This is a genomic window from Bacillus sp. PK6-026 (genome assembly GCF_054161455.1).
The window spans coordinates 202,439-215,834 of the sequence record NZ_CP096418.1; the positions used below are offsets into that span (position 1 = coordinate 202,439).

The following is a 13,396-nucleotide window of genomic DNA, read 5'->3' on the forward strand; positions in this document are numbered from 1 at the left end:
GCGCTTTAACCCGTTTCTTCATTTGCCGGCTAAGGCCTATACGAAGCCGTTTGAATCATTTGAATAAAGTTGCTGGCGGAAGGAGCAAGGTGATCATCTCTTCTAATGCATAATGAAATAGGATTTTTTAAATCGACTTGTTCGACATGAACCCGCGCTATATCTCCCCGGTCAATATATTCGTTTACTTCAAGAGAGGATGTGAAAGCGACTCCATAACCTTCCATAACCGTTCTGATCGTTTCATTCAATCCGTTTATTTGTATACCTATTCTGGGTTTGTCGACATGATGCAATGTGCATAAAGAAATTAATTTCTCCCGGGAAAGACTTCCTTCTTCACGAAAGATAAACGGTTCTTTCACCACTTCTTCCAATGTCGTGTACTGTGATGCAAGCCTATGATTTTTATTGACGACAAACAGCATGTCATCTTCTAAAAGCAGCGTCCCTTTTATGAAAGTATCGAATTCCGTTGTCCCGCCGATCAGGCCAATGTCCGCTTCATAGTTGATCAGCTGTTCACAAGCTTTTTGAAAGTTCGTTGTCGTGATTTCAACTTCTGTCTTGGGAAATTGCTGTTTATAGCGGCTGAGCCATCTTGGCAGCAAATAATTGGCGGGGAGGAAGGTGGCGGCAATACGCAGTTTTCCAATTGACCCTTCCCTTAACTGTTCCACGTACAATTCAATTTCTTTTTCAAGTGAAAACAGCCGCTTTGCCTGTTTTGCAAGCTCTGCGCCGGACTGTGTCAGCAGAATCCCCCTGCCTTTAGGAACGAATAAGGTACAGTCGATCTCGCGTTCTAATTTCTTAATTTGGGAGGTGACGGCAGGCTGGCTGATGTTTAGCTGTTTGGCAGCTTGGGTGACGCTGCCTGTTTCCGCGACCGAATAGAACAATCGCAGTGCATGAAGATTCATATTTCACACCTCTATTTATAAATAAAAGTTATCAATATCAAATAAAGATATATTAGAGTTATCTAAATACTTTTACTATTATAAAGTTGAACAACATGTTTTACAAGAAAGGAGAAACGGCTATGAGTACGCTTATCCTAAATAAAACAGCTTATTGCAAGTCTCCGTATGATGTATGGCTGGAGGAATTGAACGAACCGGTGGCCATGCTGACTTCAACCGATCGTGCGGATGAATGCAGAAATTATGATGTGATCGAAGCGTTTGACGATTATCCGGTTAATGGATGCATCGAGATGCGTGCTTTGGAGCTGAATGAAACGTATCACTTTAAAACGATTATTGCATCATCAGAATTTGATATGTTGAGGGCGGGGAAGCTGAGGTCGCTTTTGGGTATAAAAGGGCAGTCTTACGAAAGCGCTCTGTTGTTCCGCAACAAAATATTAATGAAAGAGCAGGTCAGAAAATCCGGTGTAAAGGTTCCGGACTTTAAGAAAATCGACTCGGCGGCCGACTTATATACGTTTGTTCAAACTTTCGGTTTTCCTGTGGTCGTTAAGCCTATTTGCGGATCGGGGTCTGTTGATACAACCGTTTTAAGGCATCGGCAGGACGTGTGGAATTTTCTTTCGAAAGGTCTTCCTGATCATCTGGAGGTTGAGTCGTTTATCGAAGGGGATATGTATCATATAGACGGTCTGATCCTTGATGGAGAGACTGTCCTCAGCTGGCCGTCGCGTTATATCAACGGATGTCTGGCTTTTCAGGAACAACAGTTTTTAGGCAGCCTCCAGCTTGAACGGGAAAATCCGCTCACCCGTCGGTTGATTGATTTTGTTCAAAAAGCGCTTGCTGCCCTTCCTGTTCCGGATATTACAACATTCCATGCTGAAGTGTTTCATACACCGGATGATGAACTGGTGTTTTGTGAAGTGGCCAGCAGAACCGGCGGCGCTATGGTCCGTGAAGCTACTGCGCAGACTTTCGGCTTTGATATCAATGAAGCGTGTGTTAAAGCGCAATGCGGCCTGGACTTTCATATTCCGGCGGTGAACAACAATCCGCGCCGCCTAAGCGGCTGGCTGTTGATTCCACCAAAAGACGGCGTGCTGAAAGAAATCAAGCCGGCACCAGCTACAGACTGGCTAGCGCAACAAAATATTTTCGCTCAAGCCGGAGACAGGTTCCACGGCTCGTCTTCCAGTGTAGACGCAATTGCAGGCTGTTTGATTACCGGGCACACAGAAGCCGAATTAAGCGGCCGCATCAGCTGGCTTGCAACGTGGTTTTATGATCATACCGAATGGGAAAAGACTTCGGATGTTTGCGCAATTTAAAGTATTCAGCCGCCTTCACCCGTTGATCCGATTTTTGCTGATAGGCACGCTTGTCACAAAGGCGGCTAAGTCGATGACAACCCCGTTTTTGGCACTCTATCTTCATATGAAAACGGGATCCGATTTTGGAACCATCGGGCTTGTGATCGGTTTCGGCTATTTTTCAAGCACTGTAGGAGGGGTAGTCGGGGGAGCGCTTTCAGATAAAATCGGCAGAAAAAAAGTGATGCTTTCATCCATTTTCATTTGGAGCTTTGTATTCATTCTTTTTGGACTTGTCCATGATTTCATGTGGTTTTTATTGCTAAATATTTTAAGCGGGCTTTGCCATTCGTGTTTTGAACCTGTGTCAAAGGCTTTGATGGCTGAGTTATCGGAACGGGAGATGAGATTCCGCATTTTCTCTTTGCGGTATTTGGCCATTAATATTGGAGCCGCTGTCGGACCTTTATTGGGCACTTATTTCGGTCTTGCCAAAACCGGAACGCCGTTTATCATCACAGGGCTTGTCTATTTTGGCTATGCTGCACTTTTAAGCTTGATGATGATTCGGCTGATCACGGTGAAAGAGACAAAAACCGCTTCTGAAAAAATTCAGGCAGGTTCCGTTTTAAAAACGTTAAAGCAAGACAAGGCTCTTCGATTTTACATAGCCGGCGGCATCCTTTTTTTATTCAGCTATTCGCAAATGGAAAGTACCTTGCTGCAGTATTTAAATAACGACTTTGCAAACGGAGTTAAAATATTTTCGACTTTAATTACGTTAAACGCAGTGACGGTCATCCTTTTACAAGTGCCGCTCACCCGTTTATTTGAGAAGTATAAATCCTTAACAACAATATCAATTGGAACCGTTTTTTGCATGTTGGGGAATGTCGGTTTTTCTGTCGCAAATGGCTGGATTGTTTTTATGCTTTCGATGTTTGTTCTGACAATCGGCGAAATTTTATGTTTTCCTTCAATGAATGTCCTTTTGGACGAGCTTGCTCCGGATCATATGAAGGGCGCGTATTACGGCATGCAAAACTTATACAACATCGGTGAATTTTTAGGGCCTTGGCTGGGGGGAATGATGCTTGCCTTGTACGGGGGAAAAGCCGTCTTTCTCATTGCTGCGTGTTCAGTCTTCTTCGCTCTAGGTGCCTACCATCTGGGAAGGAGAAAGTTTTTATCTGCACAGCATCATGGTGTATCGCCTTTTTCTTATTGAAAATTTAGGCCGCTCATGCATGAATCATCAAGAATTCACCCAACCTATAAGGTAAAAAAGGAGATTGAATCATGGACACAACATTGGGCTACCTCCGTGAGTCACTGTCGAATCACCTTGAACACGGCATAGGACAAAACATTTACAGAAAAATCGTTTCCGGGCGATATGCCAATGAAGAAGAGTTTGTCGAGCACTTGGAGGAGCGGGAAATGGAATTTCTGAATCAAGTGCTTGAACATGAGATGAAATATGCGCTGAATGAACAGGACCATAAACGAACAAGAGAATTAAACGAAGTGTATGAACTGTTGTTTTGAAAGGCGGGCATGAACAATGGGTGCAATAGAGCGGAACGGATACACGTTTGAACCGGAATACAGCGTGACCAGACAAAACGGCGCCATCCATGTATACCGGCGCGGCCGGTTTGTCGAGGAGATTCCCTTTGAGTTTCACGGAGAGTTTCCAGAACATGATTTAATTGAAGAGCTTGTCAATCATTATTGCTATGAAAATAAAATATAAGGTTTGAAGAGGCTGCCGACGGGCGGCTTTTATTTTTGGATTTTGATATCTATCATCCGCTTGCAGTTTTTACAATTGCAGCAGAAAAGCTGCCATAAATATGACAGCTCATGCATCGCTATTTTTTCTTTTCATCGTAGTATTGAACAGGGTACATGGATCCTTCCGATACCATTTTGTTATCTTCGATATCATGCGGAGACGGATGGCCTGCTTTTTCAACCGGGAATGAATCTACGTTGTGTTTTTCCGAAAAGTAAGGGATCTTTTCTTTGACGCTTTGCAAGTACGATTTCAGTTTTTGTCTTCTTGTTTCGTCTTTGAGCATATATGCGGTGACTCCGGCGGCAACGGCGAGACCTGAGATCAGATTCTTTTGCTTCATGGTCATAACCCCTTTCTGATTAGGTGTTTGCAGATGTTATTCCCATGATGGCATCCGTTTAAACCAACTGATCGAGCGCTTCGTCTATATTCGTCGTCGGCTGTCTGCAGGCGAAGTTTTCACAAATATAGACAGTCGTTTTGTTATCGACTGCTTTGTATTCGGCCGCAAAATCGGCAATCCCTTTGAAATCGTCAGGCGATTCTGCGGCGAGGACGGCGTAATTCGGCTGGAAAGCCTGCTGCAAAGTGCTTACGATCTTCTGTCTGTCCGGGTCATGGCGCTTTCCGAGCACAACGATTTCTTTTTGCGGCATGACATGGCTCAACAGGCCTTGGAGAAAGTTTGTATGGCCGCTCGGATAAGCGGAGACATCTCCATTGAATGCAGAAAACATTTTTGCCGCTTGATCATGGAGCGTTAAATCGCCGGTCAACCGACCAAGCCGGGACAGCTGCACGGCCAGGACGCCGTTTCCGGACGGGAGGGCGCCGTCGTATACTTCTTTATCCCGCACGATCAAAGCCTCGGCATCGTTTCCCGTAAAATAAAAACCCCCGTGCTCTTCATCCCAGAACAGCCCCGTCATGTCCTCTGCGAGCTTTTTGGCTTTTCGCAAATCGGTTAAATCAAGTGATGCTTCATACAATTCGATGTAGGCCCACAGCAGGAAGGCGTAGTCATCGATAAACCCTTTATGTTTCACCTCGCCGTCACGGTAGCGGACCATGACGCGTCCGTCTTGAATCAATTTATTCTCGATGAACGCGACTGCAGCTCGCGCCATCTCCAAGTATTCGGGCGCATTGTAGACTTTCGCCGCTTTGGCAAGAGCCGCGATCATCAGAGCGTTCCAAGATGTCAGCACTTTGTCGTCGACATGGGGATACGTTCTTTCCTGCCGTTTTTCAAAAAGTTTTATTCTCGCTTCTTCAAGATTGTTCTGAAGCTCTTCATCTGTCAGCGCGAATTCATCCTTGATGTTTTCCAGCCTGGTGTAGATCAAGTTTGGGATATTGTGGCCTTCAAAATTCCCTTCTTGCGTGATGTTGTAAACAGCGCAATACAATTCGCCTAGTTCATCCCCGAGCGTTTCGAGGACTTCGTCTTTTGACCACACATAATATTTGCCTTCCACGCCTTCTGTGTCGGCATCAAGCGCTGAATAAAAAGCGCCTTTGTCATCGGTCATTTCGCGGCGGACAAATGTGATGATCTGCTCGGAAATCTGTTTATACCGTTCGTTTTTCGTGATTTGATAGGCTTCAGTATATGCGATCAGCAATAAAGCATTATCGTAAAGCATTTTTTCAAAGTGGGGAACGAGCCATTCGTCGTCTGTCGAATAGCGGGCGAACCCGTAGCCGACATGATCGTAAATGCCGCCGTTCGCCATGCTGTCCAACGTTTTCGTCACGCTGTACAGCGCGTTCTCCTCGCCGCTGTATGGATGATAGCGAAGCAGAAATGCCAGCATATGGGGGATCGGAAATTTCGGTGCGCTTCCGAAACCGCCGTACGCCGCATCGAAGCTGTTGATCAGCTGTTGATACGTCCGTCTCAACATGTCTTCGCCGAGCGAATCGCCGGCATCGCTTTTCGCTTTGATTCTCAGGTTGTTGGCGGCTTTTTCGGCAATATCCTCAACATGTTCCCGGTTGTTCGCAAAAGTATCGGAAAGCTGCTTCACCACTTCAACAAACCCCGGCCGGTTAAACCTGCTCGTCTTCGGAAAATATGTACCCGCATAAAACGGCTTCTGATCAGGCGTTAAAAACACGTTCAGCGGCCAGCCGCCCTGCCCCGTCATCATCTGGCAGATCGTCATATAAATTGAATCCACATCAGGCCGCTCTTCGCGGTCCACTTTAATAGAGACGAATTTTTCATTCAGGAGCTTCGCAACTTCTTCATCTTCGAAGCTTTCATGAGCCATGACATGGCACCAATGACAAGTCGAATAACCGATGCTGACAAGTACCGGCTTGTTTTCGCGTTTCGCTTTTTCGAAGGCTTCTTCGCCCCAGGGGTACCAGTCAACGGGGTTGTGGGCGTGTTGGAGTAAGTATGGTGACTTCTCAGCGATTAATCTATTGGGTTTACTTTTGTTTGGCATGGGATCACCTTCTTCCTATAATTAGTTTATATTTAACTTAACACATTTTTTCAAAAATAATCCCTGTTTCTTTATACAGCTGACTGTTCTTTAAAATTATACGTATTATCCCCGAAGCATTTAAAACACCTAATATAACTAACAAAGACCAATAACTTGAAATACCTTTATCTGTGTTCCATCAGCAAATGAAATAATCATCGTTACACCGGGAACAAGGTTGAAAAATAAAGATGTTTTACTTGCCCTAATCTCCTTAATCCCCTGGAAAAGTATCAGACAAAGTTGATCAATTCCCTGTTAACAATATAAACAAATTGTTTGAACGGCTTTTCATGGGAGATAAGGCCAGAACAGATAATCAAGGAACCGGACTTGGGCTTGCTATCTCAAAAAGAATTGTTGAACTTGATCAAGGTCATATCCATGCGGAGTATAAAGAAGGCTGGATAAGCTTTATTGTTGAACATCCAATCCGGATGTAATGGCTTATGGGATTAAAAGTTCCCTAGGCATTGTGAAAGGTGTTTTTTCATTCTCATAGCTTATGAGGGGTTTGTTTTGATTTCTATTGTATCCCCATTAAAATTTGAGCCAATTTAAAGCAGAAGCAAAGTGAAGTTACCGAACGACTTTGCAGCTTTGTTGATTTTGCCATAGAGATACTAGTCGAATAGCCGATGCTGACGAGCATCGGCTTTTTTTCGCGATTAGACGTTTTGGAAGCACAACAGCACTTCCTCGCATCTTTGATTGTAAAAATAACCGCAAAATACTCAAAACCTTTTCATGGCCCCTCTTTTCATTCCCTCCTTGGACAAGATTATGCACAGTTTTCAAAAAAAATTTAAAAAACGACCCTTATCATTTTTTCATAAAACGAACCAAATATTTTCATAAAAAGACAAATGATGAACCGGAAAATTGGAAATTTATGAACCCGATTATTAGCAAATATCTTTGATGAGATGTAAAGCATCTGAATTGCGAACCCGACTTGAAGAATGAAAAAAAGCTAAGAAGAGACAAAGATAGGATTGGTAAAAAAACTATATATTGGATGCTCCTTGGCTTTGATTCGGTTTGCGAAATTTGAGTGTATCGTCACATTCAGTGTTTTCATTCTTCTTGGTACTATTGGTTTACAGAGAAGGAAGATTTTTAATTGGGAACGAGTATCGCGGAGGAAAGATACAGCTCTTTGTCAGCTCAAATGTTCATGCCTCGGATTAGTCATAAGATTTAGCTCGGATTCAAGACTCTCAAAATAATATAGTTTCATAAACTGTCATAAAAATGATCTTAAATCATCTTGATAATTTCCATTTATTAATAATCGACAGATAAAAAATATACAAATTTGTCGATTATTTGAATTTAAATATCAATATTTTGTTATATTGTGAAATATAAAACTATTTTGGTAAGTTTTTATTGAAAGGAGGGTCATATTGAGAACATATTTGAAAATATTAGGTTGAAATATGATATTTCAGCAACCGTTACAGCAAATATTGTCTGTGAAAAAATGACTATTGGAGTGAGGAATTGATGCAAAAAAATTTTCTGCCTAAAGCTTACAAACTGAAGCTCAGAAAATGTCTAATGTTTTTTGCAATCTTGCTATTAATCGCAAGCAATCTGTCGGCTGCTGTTTTGCCTAATCAGGTGCATGCGGAGGAAAGTACGGAAGCAACCCAAGCGGCAGAAAATCCTTGCCCAGCTCCGGTAGCGCTGATTAACGGCAGCTTTGAGCAAGGTGCTGCCAGAGGAACTGCATATAATAATTCAGGTTATTTTTTTTACGAATCTGAAGTTCCAGGCTGGAAGACAACTGACGAAGCCGTTGGTTATAAAGTGATTGAAATATGGAATTACGCAGAGAATCTCCCTTCAACGGTGAAAAATTGGCCTGCACCTCCTGATGGAAACAGGTGGGCTGAATTGAACGCTTTTGAAAACGGCATGCTGTATCAAGATGTGAAGACAACGCCTGGTCAAACCATCTACTGGCGCTTGTCCCATATGGGAAGGCAAGGCGTTGACACCATGCAGGTTCGCATTGGGGCAGCGACTAATAACCCGTACGATACCGTGGTCCAAAAACAACTGTCTGATGGGAGAACAGCATGGGGGACTCATACTGGCTCTTATACCGTTCCAGCTGGACAGACGACAACACGATTCGGCTTTGAGGCAGTGAGTTCCGCCGGCGGAAGCTTAGGAGCCGGGAACTTTTTGGATGATATCTTCCTGGGCACAGAACCGTGTATAACTGCCAATAAAACGGTTTCTCCGCAGGGAGAGGTGCACGCCGGCGATGAGCTGACGTACTCGGTTCAAGTCAAAAACGAAGGCGGAGACATCGCTGCAAATGCAAACTTCACCGATCTTATCCCGGAGGGAACGGAATATGTCCCTGGATCGTTAAAATTGATCAAAGGTTCGACGACAAAAAATCTAACTGATGCATCAGACAGTGACGAAGGCCATTTTGACGGCAGCAAGGTAAACGTCAAGCTAGGTAATATGCCAAATACGACCGACTTGCCTAATGGAGTCACTGTTCAATTTAAAGTGAAAACGCTAACGGACTACGACGTTACAAAAGTCAATAACAAGGCGCAAATTAACTACGACAATTTATTAACGAAAAAAGATGAACAAACGGAATCAAATGAAGTAACGACGCCGATCATCTTTAATGAACCCAAGCTTGAATCAAAGAAAACCTCATCCATACAACAAAAAGGGGACGGCAACACAGATGCCGACCATCCGGAAGTGGGAGATACGCTTCTGTACACGATTCAGACCCGAAATACCTCTGAAGACAGTATTGTAAAAAATCTCACCATTTCAGACGCGATTCCGGAAGGTTTGGAATATGTCCCGGATACTTTAAAAGTGGACGGTAAAGCGGTAAGCGATGCCCAAGACGGTGATCAAGGCCATTACGCCGAAGGCAAAGCGACAGGCCAGTTTGGCAATGTAACGGACACCGAATGGCACACCGTGACATTCCAGGCGAAGGTAAAGTCCGGCCAATCCGGTAAGGATATTGTCAACACGGCAAACGTAAACGGAGACAATATCAATGATCCGGATAAGCCGAACAACGAAGTGAAAGTGTATCCGCGTAATCCGGAGCTCGAATCGAAGAAAACCGCGTCCATTCAGGAAAAAGCTGAAGGAAATACAGACGCAGACCATCCTGAAGTCGGGGACACGCTTCTGTATACGATTCAGACCCGAAATATTTCTGAAGACAGTCTCATAAAAAATCTTACGATCTCAGACGCGATTCCGGAAGGACTTGAATATGTTCCGGGGACATTGAAAGTGGACGGTAAAGCGGTAACTGACGCACAGGGCGATGATCAGGGCGATTATACAGATGGCACAGTAAACGGCCAATTCGGCGATATCATCGATATGGAATGGCATTATGTGACATTTGAAGTGAAGGTGCAGCCTGGCCAAGCAGGGAAAGATATTGTCAACACGGCAACCGCCGGCGGCGATAATGTTGACAAGCCTAATAAGCCGAATCATGAAGTGAAAGTCTATCCGCGTGATCCAGTTTTAGAATCTGAGAAAACGGCAAAGAACCTCGATTCGGACAAGGATATATTTGAAGTGGGCGACACGGTCGTCTACACGATTAAGACACGCAATAAGATAACTGAAAGTACGATAGAAAATCTCGTCATTTCCGACGAACTCCCAGCCGGCCTGACATATGTCGAAGGCAGCATAAAAGCGAGCAACGGCGGCGAAGCGAAAATTGAAAATGGAAAGATCACGGCGAATTTCGGTGACGTCACCGACACAGAGTGGCGAACTGTGACGTTCCAAGCGAAAATCGAGTCCGGCTATATAGGCAAAACGATTAAAAACGTGGCAACCGTTGACGGCGGAAACATCGATGATCCTGACAAGCCGGGAACAGACATCAAAGTTGATCCGAAAAAGCCAAAGCTTGACTCAAAGAAAACGGCTAGCCTTCAAGAAAAAGCTGAAGGGAACACCGATGCGGATCACCCTGAAGTCGGGGACACGCTTCTTTACACGATCCAGACCCAAAACAAGGTTGAAGACAGCCTTGTCAAAAACCTCACCATTTCCGACGCCATTCCGGAAGGCCTTGAATATGTTCCAGGTACATTGAAAGTGGACGGCACTGCGGTGACAGACGCTCAAGACGATGATCAAGGGCATTATGGAGACGGAAAAGTTTCAGGGGAATTTGGCGATGTCACGGACACGAAGTTGCATACCGTAACATTTGAAGTGAAAGTTAGGTCCGGCCAAGCGGGCAAAGACATTGTCAATACAGCGACGATCAGCGGCGGCAATGTTGACAAACCTGACAAGCCGAGCCATGAAGTGAAAGTGTATCCGCGTGATCCAATTTTAAAATCTGAGAAAACAGCGAAAAACCTGGATTCAAATAAAGACAAGTATGAAGCGGGCGACACGGTTGTCTACACAATTAAAACCCGCAATACGGTAACAGAGAGCCTGGTAGAAAACTTGACGATTTCGGACGAACTCCCAGCCGGCCTGACATATGTCGAAGGCAGCATAAAAGCGAGCAACGGCGGCGAAGCGACATTTGAAGACGGCAAGATCACAGCAAACTTCGGCAATGTCACCGACACGGAGTGGCGAACTGTGACGTTCCAGGCGAAAATCGAGTCCGGCTATATTGGTAAAACGATTAAAAACGTGGCAACCGTTGACGGCGGAAACATCGATGATCCTGATAAACCGGGAACGGACATCAAAGTCGATCCAAAAGATCCTAAGCTTGAATCAAAGAAAACGGCAAACCTTCAAGAAAAAGCTGAAGGGAACACCGATGCGGATCACCCTGAAGTCGGAGACACGCTTCTTTACACGATCGAGACGCGAAACACAATTGAAGACAGCCTGGTGAAAAACCTTACGATTACGGATGCGCTACCAGAAGGCCTTGAATATATCCCAGGTACATTGAAAGTAGACGGCACTGCAGTAAGCGACGACCAAGACGATGATCAAGGCCATTATGAAGACGGAACGGTTGCGGGCCAATTTGGCGATGTCGCCGACACGAAATGGCATACCGTGACCTTCGAAGTGAAAGTCAAAGCGGGTCAAACAGGCAAAGACATTGTCAATACAGCGACGATCGGCGGCGGCAATGTTGACAAACCTGACAAGCCGAGCCATGAAGTGAAAGTGTATCCGCGTGATCCAATTTTAGAATCTGAGAAAACAGCGAAAAACCTAGATTCTGATAAGGAAAAGTATGAAGCGGGCGACACGGTGGTCTACACGATTAAAACCCGCAATACGGTAACAGACAGCAAAGTTGAAAACCTGGTCATCTCAGACAAGCTTCCAGCCGGCTTGTCATATGTAAAAGGCAGCCTAAAAGTGAGCCATGGTGGTAAAGGTACATTTGCAGACGGCAAGGTTACAGCGAACTTTGGAGATGTAAGCGATACCGAATGGAGAACGGTGACATTCCAAGCGAAAATCGAGTCCGGCTATGCGGGCAAAACGATTAAAAACGTTGCATCTGTGGACGGGGGAAATATCGATACACCGGATAAACCGGGAACAGACATTACGGTTGAACCGAAGGATCCCGAGCCTAATAACCAAGGAGAGCCTGAAAAACCAGAAAAGCCAAGTCCATCTGAACCGAAAGATAAAGCTAAGAAGACAGGCGGAGTACATGAGCTTCCGGATACTGCTACAAATACATTTAATCTGATTCTTGTCGGCTTAGGATTGCTGTTGGTTGGATCGGCCATTTGGTACTTGAGAAGAAAGAGAAGTGTCTAATCTCTGTCGTGAAAAAGAATCTTCCTATCCTCATCATTGCAGCCGGACTCGTCCTTATTGGCTATGGTGTCTGGAAGGTGATGGATACCAGCAAAAAGACGGAGCAAACATTAGAAGCAGCTAAACTCGCAATCGAGCATCCTCAAAAAGCAGATCGAGACCGGTTCAAACCCAAGTTCGGCGAAGCAGCCGGTATTCTGGAGATTCCAAAAATCCACGCAGAGCTTCCGATTGTGGAGGGAACGGATGCCGATGACTTGGAAAAAGGAGTCGGGCACTATAAAGGCAGCTACTATCCAAATGATAATGGTCAAATTGTTTTGTCGGGCCATCGGGATACAGTCTTTCGGCGAACGGGTGAACTAAAAAGAGGGGATCGATTGAAGATTTTGCTGCCTTATGGAAGCTTTTCATATAAAATTGAAAAGACAAAAATCGTAGATAAAAATGATACATCTATTATTACGCTGCAGCATGACAAAGAGGAGCTCATTCTTACGACTTGCTATCCCTTTTCGTATATCGGCAATGCCCCGAAACGGTACATCATTTATGGAAAAAGAGTTTGATCATAAGTCGCAGGAATCTCTGCGACTTATTTAAATCGAAAAATTCGATTTACATACCGTTCTTTCGATGAGGTTTTTGATGGGTTACAGCGAAACATGTACAACCTGTTGGCTGTAGATGAAGAATTATGATTTGATGTAGTTATGCTCGTTTTCGCTGCTGGTATTAATCAGCCTTTCAGGTTAGAGGTGAAAGATATGGAACAATTAAAAAGCAGAATAAAAAAAGCAATGATAAAGAAAGGTCTTATAAAACCCTGCACAAATTGCAATCATGATGAAGCGATCATAATAGACCCATATGTAAGGCTGGATCTGCAAGATTATTCTTCTGTTTTGAATGTTAGGCCTGAAGCGATTCCTTCCGTCGCTGTCGTATGTGCCGGCTGCGGAAAAATTGATTTATATGCAGCTAAGGTGTTAATGCCTTCGGAATTTATCTGAAAAATCATTCTGCCTGAGTTTTATACAGGAAAATTCAAAAAAG

The 13,396-nt window shown here is 44.3% G+C and carries 9 protein-coding genes and 3 pseudogenes; 8 read left to right on the forward strand and 4 right to left on the reverse strand.

Going from position 1 to position 13,396, the window contains the following annotated elements:
* Positions 1-29: 29 nt before the first annotated feature.
* Positions 30-923: a LysR family transcriptional regulator gene (locus M1D59_RS01145; protein ID WP_145929771.1), complete on the reverse strand. Its 894-nt coding sequence runs from the start codon at positions 921-923 to the stop codon at positions 30-32.
* Between the two features lie 122 nt (positions 924-1,045).
* Here M1D59_RS01145 and M1D59_RS01150 point away from each other — a divergent pair, with 122 nt between their 5' ends.
* From M1D59_RS01150 to M1D59_RS01165, 4 genes are all read left to right on the forward strand, one after another.
* Entirely contained in the window at positions 1,046-2,263 is a 1,218-nt protein-coding gene (locus M1D59_RS01150) for an ATP-grasp domain-containing protein (protein ID WP_197407023.1), read from the forward strand.
* Positions 2,247-3,473: an MDR family MFS transporter gene (locus M1D59_RS01155; protein ID WP_105980643.1), complete on the forward strand. Its 1,227-nt coding sequence runs from the start codon at positions 2,247-2,249 to the stop codon at positions 3,471-3,473. The genes M1D59_RS01150 and M1D59_RS01155 overlap by 17 nt, the downstream gene beginning before the upstream one ends.
* A gap of 71 nt (positions 3,474-3,544) precedes the next feature.
* A complete protein-coding gene (locus M1D59_RS01160) occupies positions 3,545-3,793 on the forward strand; it encodes a sigma-G-dependent sporulation-specific acid-soluble spore protein CsgA (protein WP_003178498.1) in 249 nt (82 codons plus the stop codon).
* Between the two features lie 16 nt (positions 3,794-3,809).
* Entirely contained in the window at positions 3,810-4,001 is a 192-nt protein-coding gene (locus tag M1D59_RS01165; RefSeq protein WP_003178500.1) for a YbxH family protein, read from the forward strand.
* Between the two features lie 118 nt (positions 4,002-4,119).
* Here M1D59_RS01165 and M1D59_RS01170 read toward each other — a convergent pair whose 3' ends face one another.
* The 3 genes and pseudogenes from M1D59_RS01170 to M1D59_RS01180 form a co-directional block, all read right to left on the reverse strand.
* A complete protein-coding gene (locus tag M1D59_RS01170; protein WP_020449946.1) occupies positions 4,120-4,386 on the reverse strand; it encodes a hypothetical protein in 267 nt (88 codons plus the stop codon).
* A gap of 58 nt (positions 4,387-4,444) precedes the next feature.
* Positions 4,445-6,502: a thioredoxin domain-containing protein gene (locus M1D59_RS01175; RefSeq protein ID WP_458117718.1), complete on the reverse strand. Its 2,058-nt coding sequence runs from the start codon at positions 6,500-6,502 to the stop codon at positions 4,445-4,447.
* A gap of 37 nt (positions 6,503-6,539) precedes the next feature.
* Positions 6,540-6,769, reverse strand: a pseudogene (locus M1D59_RS01180) (hypothetical protein); the annotation flags it as partial.
* 2 nt (positions 6,770-6,771) lie between these two features.
* Here M1D59_RS01180 and M1D59_RS01185 point away from each other — a divergent pair.
* The 4 genes and pseudogenes from M1D59_RS01185 to M1D59_RS01200 all read left to right on the forward strand — a co-directional run.
* Positions 6,772-6,987, forward strand: a pseudogene (locus M1D59_RS01185) (ATP-binding protein); the annotation flags it as partial.
* Positions 6,988-8,794: 1,807 nt separating this feature from the next.
* Positions 8,795-12,319, forward strand: a pseudogene (locus M1D59_RS01190) (isopeptide-forming domain-containing fimbrial protein); the annotation flags it as partial.
* Positions 12,320-12,348: 29 nt separating this feature from the next.
* Positions 12,349-12,909: a class D sortase gene (locus M1D59_RS01195; protein ID WP_128823272.1), complete on the forward strand. Its 561-nt coding sequence runs from the start codon at positions 12,349-12,351 to the stop codon at positions 12,907-12,909.
* 198 nt (positions 12,910-13,107) lie between these two features.
* Positions 13,108-13,353, forward strand: a complete 246-nt coding sequence (locus tag M1D59_RS01200; RefSeq protein WP_035337421.1) for a hypothetical protein — start codon at positions 13,108-13,110, stop codon at positions 13,351-13,353.
* Positions 13,354-13,396 lie beyond the last annotated feature (43 nt).